The following is a 14,706-nucleotide window of genomic DNA, read 5'->3' as shown; positions in this document are numbered from 1 at the left end:
ACACGACCCGGAAAAGCGGGGATCTGCCCGGCCCCACCGTTACCGTGACTCTATGGCGGGCCGTACCTCTCAGGCGAGCCGGCGGCGCGGCGCGTCGCCGCGCGGTGGCACCAACAGTCGTGCCCGCCAACCGGCGAAGAAGACCACCCGGGCACCGGTCCGACGTCGCACCACGCCGTCCCGGCCCGGCCCGGCGGTCTACGTCGGTCGCGCGGTCGGTGCACTGTGGATGGGGCTGGCGCACGGGATGGGCTGGGCCGTGCGTGCCGCCGGTCGGCAGGCCGCCTCGGCCCGTGACCTCGACCCGGAGCACCGTCGCGACGGTGCTGGGCTGCTCATGTTCGGGCTCGCACTGCTCTCCGCCGTGGCGCTCTGGCTGTCCGGAGCGGGGCCGGTGGGCGCGCGACTGGCCGACACGATCCGGCTGTTCCTGGGTGCGATCTCGGTGGTCGTACCGGTGCTGTTGATGATCGGGGCGTGGCGGTTGATGCGTCAGCCGGCCGATCCGGAGCACCGGGGCCGCGGGCTGATCGGCTGGGGCTCGCTGCTCGTGTCGACCGCGGCGCTGCTCCAGATCGGTCAGGACCCGGCCGACCCGCTGCAACGTGACTTCGCCGGCGGCCTGGTCGGCGCGGGCGTCGGCGGGCTGCTGGAGCGGGCGGTGACCGCCTGGGTGGCGGTGCCGCTGCTCATCCTGTTGCTGCTCTTCGGCCTGCTCGTGGTGACCGCGACGCCGATCAACAAGATCCCCGAGCGGCTGGGCCTGCTGGCCGGTGGGCTGGTCGGCGCACCGGAGGCCGACGAGGAGGTCGACGAGCCGGCGGCCAAGCCGGCGCGCAAGCGACCGGCGAAGCGGATGCCGGCGCCACTGGACCCGGACGACTTCGAGGACCTGGACGGCGCGGACCTCCAGGAGACCATGGTGCTGCCGCGCAAGTCCCCGGCGAAGGTGCCGGCGAGCCGCAAGCCGCCGGTCGAGCCGCCGGAGCACTCGCCCGCCCCGACCCGCGCCGAGCAGCTCGCGTTGACCGGGCTGGCCGGGGACTACACCCTGCCGCCGGCCAACATGCTCAGCGCCGGGGCCGCCGCGAAGACCCGCAGCAAGGCCAACGACGAGGTGATCGCCGCGCTGACCGGCGTGTTCGACCAGTTCGATGTGGACGCCGCGGTCACCGGTTTCACCCGTGGCCCGACCGTCACCCGCTACGAGGTGGAGCTGGGGCACGGCGTCAAGGTCGAGCGGATCACCCAGCTGTCCCGCAACATCGCGTACGCGGTGAAGTCGCCGGACGTACGGATCCTCAGTCCGATCCCGGGCAAGAGCGCTGTCGGTGTGGAGATCCCGAACGCCGACCCGGAGAACGTCGCCCTCGGCGACGTGCTGCGCTCGCGGGCGGCGACCAGCGACCACCACCCGATGGTGGTGGCGCTCGGCAAGGACATCGAGGGTGGCTACGTGGTGGCCAACCTCGCCAAGATGCCGCACATCCTGATCGCCGGTGCCACCGGCGCGGGCAAGTCGAGCTGCCTCAACACCCTGCTGGTGTCCATCCTCACCCGGGCCACCCCGGACGAGGTGCGGCTGCTGCTGATCGACCCGAAGCGGGTCGAGATGACCGGCTACGAGGGCATCCCCCACCTGGTCACCCCGATCGTGACCAACGCCAAGAAGGCGGCCGACTCGCTGGACTGGGTGGTCCGCGAGATGGACATGCGCTACGACGACCTCGCCGCCAACGGGGTCCGGCACATCGACGACTTCAACCGCAAGGTCCGCAACGGCGAGATCAAGGCTCCGCCGGGCAGCGAACGCGAGATGCGTCCGTACCCGTACCTGTTGGTGATCGTGGACGAGCTGGCCGACCTGATGATGGTCGCGCCGCGCGACGTGGAGGACTCGGTCGTCCGGATCACCCAGCTGGCCCGGGCCGCCGGCATCCACCTGGTGCTGGCCACCCAGCGCCCCTCGGTCGACGTGGTGACCGGTCTGATCAAGGCGAACGTGCCGTCCCGGCTGGCGTTCGCCACCTCCTCCCTCGCGGACTCCCGGGTCATCCTCGACCAGCCGGGCGCGGAGAAGCTGCTCGGCCGTGGTGACGGCCTCTTCCTGCCGATGGGCGCCTCGAAGCCGGTCCGCATCCAGGGCGCCTGGGTCACCGAGCGCGAGATCGCCGATGTGGTGAAGTTCTGCAAGGACCAGCGTGAGCCGGAGTTCCGCAAGGACGTGCTTGCCCCGGCACAGGAGAGCAAGAAGAAGATCGACGAGGACATCGGTGACGACCTGGACCTGTTGGTGCAGGCGGTCGAGCTGGTGGTCACCTCGCAGTTCGGCTCGACCTCGATGCTGCAGCGCAAGCTGCGGGTCGGTTTCGCCAAGGCGGGCCGCCTGATGGACCTGATGGAGACCCGGGGAGTGGTCGGGCCGTCCGAGGGGTCGAAGGCGCGCGACGTGCTGGTCAAGCCGGACGAGCTGGACGAGGTTCTGGTCGGGCTGCGCGGCGACGGGGACTGACCACCGCCGACCCCGGACGCACGACGGGCCCGCCGTTATCCGGCGGGCCCGCGACGAGGGGAGTGGTCAGTTGTTGATCAGCGCGCCGATGATCACCAGGCTGATGATCGCGGCGACGACGCTCGCCGCGGCGGCGTACCACCCCAGCGGCTTGTCACCGAGCACCGCGCCGACGACGCCCGCGATGACGCCGAGCACGCCGAAGATGATCGGGTTGAGCAGCAGGGCCAGGACCGCGAAGACGAAGCCCACGATGGTGAGGATGCGCGCGGCGTTGCTGCGGGGACGGGCGGTGCTCGGCATGTCGGCCATGTCTTCCTCCGGGTGAGAGCCTGTCGTGACGAATCGATCACTACCCACTGTGGGCGCTGGTCACGCCTGCCGACGGGGCATCTCAGTGGAAGATCTTCAACCCGATCACGCCCGCGACCACCAGCAGGAGGCAGAGGATTCGGGGCAGGCTCGCCGGCTCGCCGAGCGCCAGCATCCCGACCAGTGCGGTGCCGACCGCGCCGATGCCGACCCAGACCGCGTAGCCGGTGCCGACGGGGATGTTCCGCAGCGCGTACGACAGGCCGGCCATGCTCAGGAGCAGGGTCACCACGAACACCACGGACGGGACCAGCCGGCTGAAACCGGCGCTGCGGTCCAGGGCGATCGCCCAGGCCGTCTCCAGCAGTCCCGAGATCACCAGTACGAGCCAGGCCATCAGTCACCTCACCGGAAGCGCCCGGGGCCGCCGCGCCGGGACGAGTCGAGTCTGCACGTCACGCGGGGCGTCTTGGCCTGACCGGGTACGCCCACCACTCGTCCGGAGCGGCCACGAGCATCCGGCCACCGGTGCCGACGCTAGCACCGAGCCCGGCGGCGGGGCGGTGACCACCGCCACGGTCCGTTGACCTCTACCTGACTTCAACTTGCAGTATCGCCAGCATGACCATGCTCTACGCCGACCCCGAGGTCGCAGCCGCGCTGGACGCCGCCACGACGGTCGACGCCATGCGCGCCGCCCTCCTGGCCGCGTACGAGGGACGGCTGATCGCGCCGCCCCGGGCCGCCGCACCGCTGAGCGGCGGGCGGATGGTGCTCACCGCCGGGCACCTGGTCGGCGAGTGGTACGGCTTCCGCTCGTACGACACCTTCGGCCACCCGCAGGGCGACCAGCTGGTGGTGCTGCACGACGCCCGGACCGGGGCGGTCCGGGCGGTCGCGGTCGGAGAGGAGCTGGGTTCCCGTCGTACCGGAGGGTTGGGGGGTGTCGCGGTCGACGCGCTGGCCCGTCCGGACGCCGCCACCCTCGGGGTGATCGGCTCCGGCCGGCAGGCGTGGACCCAGGTCTGGGCCGCCGCCGCGGTCCGCCCGTTGCGCGAGGTGGTGGTGCACAGCCGCTCCGCCGCTCGCCGCGAGGCCTTCGCCGCCCGGGTCCGGGCCGAACTGGGCGTGCCGGCCCGCGCCGTGGCCGACCCGGGCTCGGCCGTCGCCGGGCGGGACGTGGTGGTGCTGGCGACCACCAGCCCGACCCCGGTGCTCCGCGCCGCCGACCTCAGCCCCGGCACGCACGTCAACGCGGTCGGCTTCAAGCAGCGCGACCGCAGCGAGTTCGGCACCGACCTGCTGGACGTCGCCGACCTGTTGGTCACCGATTCGTCGGCCCAGGCGGCGGACTACCAGCCGCCGATGCTCGCGGCCACGCCCCCGTACGCCGGGCGGTTGGGCGACCTGGGCGGCATCCTGGCCGGCGCGATTCCCGGCCGGACCACCGCGGACCAGATCTCCGTCTTCTGCTCCACTGGCCTGGCCGGCACCGAGGTGTTCCTGCTCGACGCGCTGACCCGGGTGGCCGCCGCGGCGCGCTGACCCGAATGACGTTCGGCCGCGTGTCCACCGTCTCCGCAGCCCGCGTGCGTGGGCTTACCCGGCCGGCCCGGTACCCTCGGATGGTGTCTGCCACCTCTCCTTCTCCCGCTGACCACGCCGAGGGCCGTCGCGTCGCCCTGCTGACCCTGGGCTGCGCCCGCAACGAGGTCGACTCGGAGGAGCTGGCCGCCCGCCTGCACGCCGACGGCTGGCAGGTGACCACCGACGGCGAGGGCGCCGACGTGGTGGTCGTCAACACTTGCGGTTTCGTGGAGAAGGCCAAGCAGGACTCCATCCAGACTCTGCTCGCCGCCGCCGGAACGGGCGCCAAGGTGGTCGCCGCGGGCTGCATGGCCGAGCGGTACGGCCGGGAGTTGGCCGACAGCCTGCCCGAGGCGCAGGCGGTGCTGAGCTTCGACGACTACCCCGACATCGCCGCCCGGCTGAACGCCGTCGTCGCCGGCGAGCAGATCACCGCGCACACCCCGCGCGACCGGCGCGAGCTGCTGCCGCTGACCCCGGTGCAGCGGCGCGACAGCACAGTGTCGCTGCCCGGCCACGGCACCGTGACCCGCACCGTCGTCGACACCGACGAGCACACCCCGGCGCACCTGCGCCAGGTGCTGCGCCGGCGGCTCGACACCGGCCCGGTGGCCTCGTTGAAGCTGGCCAGCGGCTGCGACCGCCGCTGCGCGTTCTGCGCCATCCCGGCCTTCCGGGGGGCCTTCGTCTCGCGTACCCCGGACGAGCTGCTCGCCGAGGCGGAGTGGCTGGCCAAGACCGGCGTACGGGAGCTGGTGCTGGTCAGCGAGAACTCCACCTCGTACGGCAAGGACCTGGGCGACCCGCGCGCCCTGGAGAAGCTGCTGCCGCAGCTCGCCGCGGTGACCGGCATCGTCCGGGTGCGGGCCAGCTACCTTCAGCCGGCCGAGACCCGGCCGGGGCTGGTCGAGGCGATCGCCACCACCCCGGGCGTGGCACCGTACTTCGACCTGTCGTTCCAGCACTCCAGCGAGCCGGTGCTGCGCCGGATGCGGCGTTTCGGCTCCACCGACCGGTTCCTGGAGCTGCTGGCGAGTGCCCGCGCCCTGGCCCCGGACGCGGGCGCCCGGAGCAATTTCATCGTCGGTTTCCCCGGCGAGACCCGCGCCGACGTCGACGAGCTGGTCCGGTTCCTGACCGAGGCCCGGCTCGACGCGATCGGCATGTTCGACTACAGCGACGAGGACGGCACCGAGGCCGCCGGCCTGCCCGGCAAGGTCTCCGCCGCGACCATCAAGCGGCGCTACGACCGGCTCAGCGCGCTCGCCGACGAGCTTTGCTCGCAGCGGGCCGAGGACCGGCTCGGCTCGACCGTCGAGGTGCTTGTCGACTCGATCGAGGACGGCGTGGTGGAGGGCCGGGCGGCCCACCAGGCGCCGGAGGTGGACGGTTCCACCACCCTGGTCGCCCCGGCCGAGGGCGGGGTCGACCTGGCCGCGCTGCGCCCGGGCGACCTGGTGCGCGCGACGGTGACCGGCACCGAAGGGGTGGACCTGCTCGCTGTGCCGGATGAGATGATCTCGGCGGCGCCCGGCGCGGCACGGTGACGGCGGGCCCGAGCGGAGCGGGGGACCCAGGTGGTGCGGTGCCGGGAACGCCACGGCGGCCCGAGCGGAGTGCGGCGGTGACCGGGGCGACGGAGTCGACGCCGGGCCGGGTGGTGGCCGTGGTGCCGGTGGTCAACGCGGCCAACGCGCTGACCGCCCTGCGGCTGGTGCTGGTGCCGGTCTTCGCCGCCTCGGTGATCATGTCGGGGATGACCCACGCCGGTTGGCGGATGGCGGCCTGCCTGATCTTCGCGGTGGCCTCGGCGACCGACCTGGTGGACGGCTGGATCGCCCGCCGCTTCGGGCTGGTCACCTCGGTCGGCAAGGTGGCCGACCCGATCGCCGACAAGGCGCTCACCGGCGCCGCGCTGGTGCTTCTCTCCTGGTACGACCGACTGCCCTGGTGGGTGACGGCGCTGATCCTCGTCCGCGAGCTGGGCATCACCGGGCTGCGGTTCTGGGTGATCCGGCACGGCGTGATCGCCGCGAGCCGCGGCGGCAAGGTCAAGACCGCGCTCCAGATCCTGGCCATCGCCTGGTACCTGTGGCCTATGCCGGCCGGGCTCGCCGCCGTCGGCCCCTGGATCATGGCCGCCGCCGTCCTGGTGACGGTCGCCACCGGCTTCGACTACATAGCCCAAGCCCTACGCCTCCGCCGCCCCCGCTAACCCCACCCCTCTCGACCCCGGCCCTCCGGGCCCCGGGGGTCTCCTGCCGTTGATCATGAAGTTATTGCCATCCGGGGCGGCGTGTCGTGACGCCAACTTCATGATCAACGCGATTGGGGTCGGAGGGTCGGGGGCAGTTGGGTTGGGGATTGCTGGGTGGGGAAGGACTGGTTTGTGCGGGGGCGGGGTGTTGGCGGACGGTGCTGAGGCGGGTGGTGCTGAGGTGGGCGGTGTCGGTGTGGGTGGCGCGGTGAATGGTGCGGAGGTGGGCGGTGCCGAGGTGGGCAGTGCGGCGGCGGCGGTCGTGCACCGGCTGGCCGAGCGGCACGAGACCCTGGCCACCGTCGAATCGCTCACCGGCGGGTCGCTGGCCGCTTCGATCGTGAACATCGCCGGGGTCAGCGGGGTCTACCGGGGTGGCCTCGTGGTCTACGCCACCGAGTTGAAGGCGACCCTGGCTGGCGTACCCGCTGACCTGCTGTCCGAGCGGGGGCCGGTGGACCCGGAGGTGGCGGCGGCGCTCGCCGAGGGTGGTCGGCAGCGGTGCGGCGCGGACTGGGGGCTGGCCACCACCGGGGTCGCCGGCCCGGAGCCGCAGGACGGAAAGCCCGTTGGTCTGGTCTACGTCGCGGTCGCCGGCCCGAACGGCGGTGAGGTCCGCCAACTCGACCTGGGCGAGGGGCGGGACCACGTCCGCGCGGCGGCGGTGGTCGAGGCGCTGCGGCTGCTCACCGAGCGGCTCGTCGCCGCGACATCGTGAACGCCAAAGCCACGCCACTGCGCCACGACGACCACGGCCAAAAGCCACCCGAGCCGCCGCCACACGGGCGGCGGCGCGCCCCGGTGAGCCCGTCCCGGCGAACCGACGGGCGGGGCGGGATGTCGCCCGGGCCCGCAACGGGTACGGTTGCGGGAAGGCTCCGACGTTCGGGGTCGGCGCGGCCAGCCGCGACCGGCTGCCCAGCGGCGGGCGCGAGGTATCCCTCAGGGGGAGGTGCGATGATCCTGCTACGCCGGGTGATCGGTGACGCACTGCGAGCGCGCCGGCAGGGCCAGCAGCGCACGCTGCGTGAGGTCTCCACCGCCGCCAACGTCAGCCTCGGCTACCTCTCCGAGATCGAGCGGGGGCACAAGGAGCCGTCGAGCGAGCTGCTCGCCGCGATCTGCGACGCCCTCGGGGCCCGCCTGTCCGAGCTGCTGCGTGAGGTGAGCGACACCGTGGCGCTCGCCGAGCAGATGCCCGGGGTGCTCGTCTCGATGCAGGACGAGCCGGCCGACGCCGCAGCCAAGAGCACCAACCGGGGGGTCCGTCAGGTCACCTCCGACGGCAAGGTCGCTGTCTCGGTCCGTCAGGACTCGCCGCTCAAGGCCACGCTGCGCAGCACCCGGGTTCGCCCGAGCGAGCGCGACCGGGACGTGGTCTGCGCCGCCTGAGCCGCCCATCCGGTTGACCATGGGCGGTCTGGCCCCGGCCGCGTAGGGTTGCTCGCAGGAGCCGCCGGTGCTGTCGACCGCCCGGTACGGATGCCTCGTTGGCGTTCGGCTGGGACGATGGAGACCGGCCGGTCACGGTCGGTCGGTTCAGCCGGCCCGGCCGTGGTGGAGCGACGCTACTGAGGGGATACCACGGAGATGGCGAACCCGTTCGTCAAGGGTTGGAACTACCTGATGGCGCTCTTCGGTGCGAAGATCGACGAGCATGCCGATCCCAAGGTGCAGATCCAGCAGGCCATCGAGGATGCCCAGCGGCAGCACCAGGCGCTGGTTCAGCAGGCTGCCGCGGTGATCGGCAACCAGCGTCAGCTGGAGATGAAGCTTTCCCGGCAGATGTCCGAGGTCGAGCGGTTGCAGGGCAACGCCCGGCAGGCCCTGGTCCTCTCCGACCAGGCCCGGGCCAAGGGCGACGAGGCCGAGGCGGCGCGGTTCGAGCAGTCCGCGCAGACGCTGGCCAGCCAGCTCGTCTCCGCCGAGCAGGCCACCGAGGACCTGAAGACCCTGCACGACCAGGCGCTGGGCGCCGCCGCCCAGGCCCGCCGAGCGGTCGAGAACAATTCGATGATCCTCCAGCAGAAGCTCGCCGAGCGCACCAAGCTGCTCAGTCAGCTGGAGCAGGCCAAGATGCAGGAGACGGTGGCCCGCTCGCTGGAGTCGATGTCGTCGCTGACCGCGCCGGGCACCACCCCGTCGCTGGACGAGGTGCGTGACCGCATCGAGCGGCGGTACGCCAACGCGATGGGTCGCGCCGAACTGGCCGGCAACTCCGTCGAGGGCCGTATGTTGGAGATTCAGAAGGCCACGATCGACTCGGCCGGCTCGGCCCGGCTGGAGCAGATCCGGTCCAGCATGGCGGGGGAGCAGCTCGGCGGCGCGGCCCAGCGACCGGCCGTGCCGCAGGCCGAGAAGACCGGCCCGGCCAACGACCCGACGGCCGCCGCCCGGCTGGACGAGCTGCGCGCCAGCATGGCCCGCGAGCGGGGCACCGGCGACCCGACCGCCGCCGGCTGAACGACCGGATCGAGGGGGTCACGGTGGCAGACGAACGGACACGGTACTTCCGGAGGCTGGGTCGGCTTCGCCGGTCGGCCCGACGGTGGAGCGTGCTGGCCGGTGGGCTCGGCGGCGCGGCGGTGGTGCTGACTCCGTACGCCGGCCTTGGTCTGCCCGACGCGGCCTGGGCCGGCGCCGCGGGCAGTGCGGTGGCGCTCGCCGCCTGGCGTTGGATCGACGTGCGCGCCCTGGCCGCCCAGCCGGCGCCAGCCGCGCTCGACCCGGCCGAGGCGGCGGCGCGTTCGCGGGCCCGGTTGATCGCCGCCGTCGAGCGGCTGCCGGTCGGCCCGGGTGTGCTGGCCGAGGTGCGCCGGGTCCGTTCCCGGATCGCGCTACGTGGCACCAGTGCCGGGGAGCAGTGGGCCCGCCTGGACCGGGCGGCGCTCACCCTGGCCGGGATGGCCCCCCGGCTCACCGGGCTGGCCGAGCCAGCGGTGCTGGAGGCCGCCGCCGCCGACCGCTCGCTGCGCGACCTGGCCGCCCGGGTGGCCAGCGTCGAACGCGCGCTGCGGCTGGCCCCGACCGACGCCCGGCCGCCGCTGGCCGAGGCGCACGCCGCGCTGACCGCCCAACTGGAGGGCGGGGTGGCGGCGTACGAACGGCTGGTGGTCGCCGCCGCCGGCTACCTGGCCGAGGACGCCCGACCGGAGACCGCCCACCCGGCCGCCGACCGGCTCACCGAGGCGACCGACCTGCTGCACGGCGTCGCCGGGGCCCTTGCCGAGCTGCGCGCCGTCGGCACCCCCCTGCGCGCGCCGACGCGCTGACCGCGCGCCTGGCGGCGCTCAGACGGCGCACCCGCCGACGCGCGGACCGCGCGCCCGCCGAGACCGCGCCGCGGCCGGCCGGTCACGGCGGTGTCGTCACCAGGACCGGACCGGTGTACGCCGAGGTGCCCACGACGTTGAACGACCGGATCCGGTAGTGGTAGGTCACGCCCCGGGCCAGCCCCGTGTTGGTGAAGCCGCGGCCCGTCACCGTGAAGGTGGCCACCTCCCGGTCGAAGGCAGGGTCGAGCGCCCGCTGCACCGTGAACCCGGCCCCCGGGCCACCGGGTGTGCTCGCCACCCAGGCCAGGGTCACCGTGGCGGTGTCCGGTCCCGGTGCGCTGGCGGTGGCGCTCACCCCGCTCGGGGTGTCGGGTGCGGGTGGCGAGGTCACCGCGGCGACCGTCGACCACGCCGAGGCGGCGCCCAGGTAGGTGGTCCGCACCCGGTAGTAGTACGTGGTGTCCGGTGCGACCGCCGCGTCCAGGTGGTTGTCGCCGACCCCGATCGCCGTGGTGCCCGGGCCGCTGGTGAACGTCGGGTTGGTGGCCCGCTGCACGTCGATGCCGGTGGCGAACGACCGGTTCGTCCAGCGCAGCGCCACGCGCAGCGGCGCGGCCGGTGGGAGCGTCGCGACCAGACCGCTCGGCGCGGCCAGGTGCACCGCGGCGGGCACGCCGTTCGACCAGGACGAGTAGCTGACCGCGTTCTCCGCCCGGATCCGGTAGTGGTAGGTCACCCCGGGGGTGACGGTCGCGTCCGTGTAGCGGGTGGCGGCGGCCGCGACGGTGATCGTGGTGACCTCGCCGCCGAAGGTCGCGTCGGTGGCCCGTTGCAACAGGTGGCTGGTGGCGGGTGGCCGCCCGCCGTTGCTGGTCCACGCCAGCGTGATGGCGGGCAGCGCGGTGGCCGAGCCGGACGCCGGTGTGGCGGTCAGTCCGGTCGGCGCCTTCGGTGCCACCCGCAGCACCAGCGGCCGGGACATCCCGCCGTCGCGGTGGCCGGCGAGCTGACTGTGCCAGCGGTACTCCCAGCCCAGGTTGACCAGTTGGTTGACCACCGTGGCGGGTCGCCCGTCGGCCGGGCTGACCGGAGTCGACCCGGTCCGCGCTCCAGCCGGGCGACCCGGGTCGAGCAGCCGGACGCTGTCACCCAGCTTGAACGGCAGCACCGGCGCGACCGGGCGCAGCGCCACCACCACGTCCTCCCGGGGGTTGACCCGGATGATCTCCTTCCAGCCCAGCTCCGTGCCGTGCGGAAGGCGCAGCGTGCCGTCCCAGCCAACCCGGTTGATCACCTGCACGTCGCAGCCGCCGACGTGCAACGGCTCGGTCTGCCGGACGTTGCCGCTGATCCGCCAGAGCTGCGTGCCGTCGGTGGGGGCGCCCACCGGCACGGCGGGATCGGTGGCGAAGAGCACCTCGGTGGCCGGGTCGGTCGCACCGAGCGGCAGCGTCGGCGGGTTGAGCGGCCCGGCGTGCGGGTGCCCGACACCGAGCCGGCCCGCCAGCCGACCGTGGTCCGGCTCGAAGATCTGCTGGGCGGCCTTGACCGCGATCGGCAGGGTCACCGGGCCGGTACCGGCCGTCGGCGTGAACGTCACAGTGCTGGCGTGCACCGGCACCGTCGTCTGCGCCGGAGTCCGGGTGCCGAACGCCGGGTCGTACGCCGGCTGCGGGACGATCGGCGGGCGCTGGCTGGCCGCGTACGCCAGGGGTAGCCGTTCGCGCAGCCGGCTCAGGTCGTACGGCGGCGCGGGCGTCCCGGTGACCCGGAACTGGAGCAGGGTCCGGGTGTTCGGGCCGTACCCCGGTTCGGTCGGGGGCGGGCCACCCTCGGCGCTGCGGTCCGGGGCGTCGGTGTGCTGGTCGTAGCGGGGGTCGAAGCCGGGCAGCGGGGCCGGAGCGTCGTTGTACAGGATCAGCGTGCTGCCCGGCGGCACGGCGGAGAAGTCGACGAGCACGTCGGCCCGTTCGCCCGGGGCGAGCAGCAGGGTGTGCCCGTCGACGTTCAGCACCGTCGGGTCGAGCCGGTCGTAGCGGTAGCCGATCGGTCGGTTCGGCAGCACCACCGGCGCGGGCAGGAGGCCGGTCTCGTTGCCGATCTGGACGAACTCCGGGCCGGCGGCGCGCGGGTCCGGCACACCGCCGTCGCGTCCGTCGGTCGGCCACCCCGCCGGATGGTCCGCCGCCCGTGCGGCGGGCACCATCGGCACCTCACCGGCGTCCGGGTCGGCGAGTGCCCCGTCGGCCGTCCACATCGGCGCGTCGGAGCAGGCGCGGTAGAGCTGGAGGTTGAGGCTGCGGTCCAGGCAGGCGTTGAGGACCCGGAACCGGTACGCGCGCGGCCGCACCTCCAGGTACGGGTAGGCGACGCCGTTGACGAGCGGGGTGTCGCCGTACGCCGCGGGGACGGCGGACGGGTGCGGCACGCCGGGACTCGACGGCGGCTCGTCCGGCGCGCCGACCGGGTCGTGGTACGGGTTCGGCACCCAGCCGTCGGTGCGGGCGTCGTCCGGGGTGGAGCTGCGGGACCAGGGGCCGTAGTCCCACCGGCCGGTCGGGTTGCGTCCGCCGGACCGGTACGGGTTCTGCCGGGGTTGGTATACGTGCGGGTGCCAGAGGCTGCCCCGGGCGCCCCAGCGTTCCCGGTCCCAGGTCGGGTCCTCGGCGGCGAGTTGGGTGTCGTCCGGGACGAACGTCTTGTCCTCGATCACCAGGGGCACCTGGTCGGCCGGCAGCACCGCGTCGGCGACGAGCTGGTCCTCGGCCGGGTCGGTGAGCAGGTAGAGCCCGAGCTGTCCGCCGTAGACGGTGAGCCGGGCCAGGCCGAGGGTGTTGTCGTGGAACCACAGCAGCCGGCCGCTCTGCTCGTTCGGGAAGTAGAGAGTGGTGGCCCCGGCACCGGGCGCCGGCATGTCCGGCACGTGGGCCAGGCCGGGCCCGTTCGGGTACGGGGTGATCTCCCCGGCCGGGGTGACCCACTGCCCCGGGTTACCCGCGCTGGTCCAGCCGGTCTGCGCCCCGGCCAGGTGCAGCACGGCCCGGTTCTGCGGGTACGGCGCCGGCCCGTCCAGCGGGCCCAGGCCGGCCCCCTCGATGGTGTCGTCGACAGGCAGGAACAGCTCGCCGGCTCGACCGGTGGGGAGCTGGTTGATGAACTTCACCCGGACCGGTCGACCCCGACGGGCAAGGATCATCGGCCCGAGGTGCCAGGGCCGCTCCGGGGGCACCACCGTGTTGTGTCCGGCCGGGTCGGTGCCCAGGTTGAGCTGCCGGTAGCCGCGCAGCCGGGTGGCCGGCAGGTCCCGGTGCAGCCGCTGGGCGTACTCCTGGAGGCCGATCTCGTAGTAGTCGCAGCCCGGGTAGCTGATCGTGTCCGGCGCTGCCACCGGTAGGTGGCTGCCGAGATCCTCGCGGCCCGGTCGGCCGGGCAGGGGCAGCGGGTCGACGAACTTGCGCAGCCCGGTCCCGGCTGCCACCTGCCCGTCGGGGTCCCGCGTCGGACGTGGGCTGTGGGCGAAGTTCGGCACCGGACCGAAGTAGCGGGGCACGACGGCCGGGTCCAGGCTCGGCGTGACAACGGCCTCCTCGGCGGTACGCGCGGCCGGCACGGACACCGCCCGGCCGTTGGCGCTGGCGTCGGTGTGGCGGGTGGTCCGCTCGAAGAAGGTGGAGCGGAGTCTGCGGAACATCGCCATGACTCTCCCCGGTTCGGGGCGCGAGGTCCGCCACCCCGGCGTGGGAACCTCGGCACTCTGCTGACGGTCGGTGAGCGCTCAACCGCAGCATGCGACTCCGGCGGCCGGTTAGGAATTACCCAATCGTCCGTTTCTGCGATGGGTCTCGTTCGGCGAGCGCCTGCTCAGCCGGATGGCGGCGGGCCTGAGCGCTCGGGCTGGCAGACCGGGCACCAGTAGGTGACCCGTTCACCCAGTTCCTCCTTGCGGATGGCGGTGCCGCACCGACGGCAGGGCTGGGCGCGGCGGCCGTACACGTAGCTGGTCTGCCCCCGGTGCAGCGAGCCGGTGCTGCTCTGCGTCCACCGACCCCGGTTGGCGGCGAGCAGCCGCTGGGCGAGGGCCACCAGGCCCGGCAGGTCGGGCACCCCGCCGACCGGGGTCCATGGCGACACGCCGCGCAGGAACAGCACCTCGCACTTGTAGAGGTTGCCCACGCCGGCCAGGTTGCGCTGGTCGAGCAGCGCCTCGCCGATGGTCTGCTCCGGGTGGTCGGCGAGTCGACGGACCGCCTCCGCCGGATCCCAGTCCGCACCGAGCAGGTCGGGGCCGAGGTGGCCGACCAGTTGGTCCTCCTCGTTGGTCGGCACCAGGGCCAGGTCGTGCAGGTGGTAGCCGACCGCGACGGCGCCGGGGCTGCGCAGCACCACCCGGATCAGGTGCGCGGGTCGGCCGCTCCAGCGTTCCCCCGGGGCGTACGCCCGCCAGGCGCCGTCCATCCGCAGGTGGGAGTGCAGGGTCCAGTGCTCCCCGGTCGGGGCACCGAGCCGCAGCAGCAGGTGCTTGCCCCGGCTGGCCGACTCGCGGACGGTCCAGCCGGTGAGGTCCGTGGTCGCCAGCTGCGGCACCCGGAAGTCACTGCCGGAGATCCGCGCGCCGGCCAGCGCGCGGTGCAGCACGCGCGCGGTGTTCCAGACGGTGTCGCCTTCGGGCACCCTGCCATCCTCCCTCTTTCGAGCAAGATTCGCATGTGTCGCTATTTGTACACAGGTTCCTCATGATCTCCTGACATGCGAAGGTCAGGGGG

At 73.5% G+C, this 14,706-nt stretch carries 12 protein-coding genes and 1 riboswitch; of the genes, 8 read left to right on the top strand and 4 right to left on the bottom strand.

Going from position 1 to position 14,706, the window contains the following annotated elements:
- The first annotated feature begins 52 nt into the window (after positions 1 to 52).
- Complete coding sequence (locus tag ACIBD9_RS05980; protein WP_396714941.1) at positions 53 to 2,512, top strand: DNA translocase FtsK; 2,460 nt, start codon at positions 53 to 55, stop codon at positions 2,510 to 2,512.
- A gap of 66 nt (positions 2,513 to 2,578) precedes the next feature.
- Here ACIBD9_RS05980 and ACIBD9_RS05975 read toward each other — a convergent pair whose 3' ends face one another.
- Both ACIBD9_RS05975 and ACIBD9_RS05970 read right to left on the bottom strand, forming a co-directional pair.
- Positions 2,579 to 2,824 (bottom strand): hypothetical protein, encoded by a 246-nt coding sequence (locus ACIBD9_RS05975; RefSeq protein WP_238659633.1) that lies wholly within the window; start codon positions 2,822 to 2,824, stop codon positions 2,579 to 2,581.
- 82 nt (positions 2,825 to 2,906) lie between these two features.
- On the bottom strand, positions 2,907 to 3,221 hold the full coding sequence (locus ACIBD9_RS05970) for a DMT family transporter (RefSeq protein WP_396714939.1): 315 nt from the start codon (positions 3,219 to 3,221) through the stop codon (positions 2,907 to 2,909).
- Between the two features lie 61 nt (positions 3,222 to 3,282).
- Positions 3,283 to 3,353: riboswitch (guanidine-III (ykkC-III) riboswitch) on the bottom strand.
- Between the two features lie 92 nt (positions 3,354 to 3,445).
- On the opposite strand from ACIBD9_RS05970, the gene ACIBD9_RS05965 reads away from it, so the two are divergent.
- The 7 genes from ACIBD9_RS05965 (at position 3,446) to ACIBD9_RS05935 (ending at position 9,940) form a co-directional block, all read left to right on the top strand.
- The gene (locus ACIBD9_RS05965; RefSeq protein WP_396714937.1) at positions 3,446 to 4,369 is read left to right on the top strand and encodes an ornithine cyclodeaminase family protein; all 924 of its coding nucleotides are present in this window, start codon (positions 3,446 to 3,448) and stop codon (positions 4,367 to 4,369) included.
- Positions 4,370 to 4,449: 80 nt separating this feature from the next.
- Entirely contained in the window at positions 4,450 to 5,958 is a 1,509-nt protein-coding gene (gene rimO / locus ACIBD9_RS05960; protein WP_238659276.1) for a 30S ribosomal protein S12 methylthiotransferase RimO, read from the top strand.
- A gap of 77 nt (positions 5,959 to 6,035) precedes the next feature.
- On the top strand, positions 6,036 to 6,626 hold the full coding sequence (gene pgsA / locus ACIBD9_RS05955; RefSeq protein ID WP_396714935.1) for a CDP-diacylglycerol--glycerol-3-phosphate 3-phosphatidyltransferase: 591 nt from the start codon (positions 6,036 to 6,038) through the stop codon (positions 6,624 to 6,626).
- 250 nt (positions 6,627 to 6,876) lie between these two features.
- Entirely contained in the window at positions 6,877 to 7,386 is a 510-nt protein-coding gene (locus ACIBD9_RS05950) for a CinA family protein (protein ID WP_396714933.1), read from the top strand.
- 239 nt (positions 7,387 to 7,625) lie between these two features.
- A complete protein-coding gene (locus ACIBD9_RS05945; RefSeq protein WP_396714931.1) occupies positions 7,626 to 8,060 on the top strand; it encodes a helix-turn-helix domain-containing protein in 435 nt (144 codons plus the stop codon).
- Positions 8,061 to 8,258: 198 nt separating this feature from the next.
- A complete protein-coding gene (locus ACIBD9_RS05940) occupies positions 8,259 to 9,131 on the top strand; it encodes a PspA/IM30 family protein (RefSeq protein WP_396714930.1) in 873 nt (290 codons plus the stop codon).
- A gap of 23 nt (positions 9,132 to 9,154) precedes the next feature.
- Positions 9,155 to 9,940, top strand: coding sequence for a hypothetical protein (locus ACIBD9_RS05935; RefSeq protein ID WP_396714928.1), 786 nt, complete (start codon positions 9,155 to 9,157; stop codon positions 9,938 to 9,940).
- 82 nt (positions 9,941 to 10,022) lie between these two features.
- Here ACIBD9_RS05935 and ACIBD9_RS05930 read toward each other — a convergent pair whose 3' ends face one another.
- A complete protein-coding gene (locus ACIBD9_RS05930; RefSeq protein ID WP_396714926.1) occupies positions 10,023 to 13,640 on the bottom strand; it encodes a hypothetical protein in 3,618 nt (1,205 codons plus the stop codon).
- Positions 13,641 to 13,804: 164 nt separating this feature from the next.
- Entirely contained in the window at positions 13,805 to 14,614 is an 810-nt protein-coding gene (locus ACIBD9_RS05925; RefSeq protein ID WP_396714924.1) for a DNA-formamidopyrimidine glycosylase family protein, read from the bottom strand.
- Positions 14,615 to 14,706 lie beyond the last annotated feature (92 nt).

The sequence above is a fragment of the Micromonospora sp. NPDC050784 genome, from assembly GCF_044456765.1.
GTDB lineage: Bacteria > Actinomycetota > Actinomycetes > Mycobacteriales > Micromonosporaceae > Micromonospora > Micromonospora foliorum.
This window is presented reverse-complemented; position numbering and strand designations above follow the sequence as displayed.

What these genes read in the sequence shown, in the direction of transcription:
- ACIBD9_RS05975 (WP_238659633.1), bottom strand. Translation starts at nt 2,824, where the DNA reads ATGGCCGACATGCCGAGCACCGCCCGTCCCCGCAGCAACGCCGCGCGC.
- rimO (WP_238659276.1), top strand. Translation starts at nt 4,450, where the DNA reads ATGGTGTCTGCCACCTCTCCTTCTCCCGCTGACCACGCCGAGGGCCGT.
- ACIBD9_RS05945 (WP_396714931.1), top strand. Translation starts at nt 7,626, where the DNA reads ATGATCCTGCTACGCCGGGTGATCGGTGACGCACTGCGAGCGCGCCGG.
- ACIBD9_RS05940 (WP_396714930.1), top strand. Translation starts at nt 8,259, where the DNA reads ATGGCGAACCCGTTCGTCAAGGGTTGGAACTACCTGATGGCGCTCTTC.
- ACIBD9_RS05965 (WP_396714937.1), top strand. Translation starts at nt 3,446, where the DNA reads ATGACCATGCTCTACGCCGACCCCGAGGTCGCAGCCGCGCTGGACGCC.
- ACIBD9_RS05980 (WP_396714941.1), top strand. Translation starts at nt 53, where the DNA reads ATGGCGGGCCGTACCTCTCAGGCGAGCCGGCGGCGCGGCGCGTCGCCG.
- ACIBD9_RS05930 (WP_396714926.1), bottom strand. Translation starts at nt 13,640, where the DNA reads ATGGCGATGTTCCGCAGACTCCGCTCCACCTTCTTCGAGCGGACCACC.
- ACIBD9_RS05970 (WP_396714939.1), bottom strand. Translation starts at nt 3,221, where the DNA reads ATGGCCTGGCTCGTACTGGTGATCTCGGGACTGCTGGAGACGGCCTGG.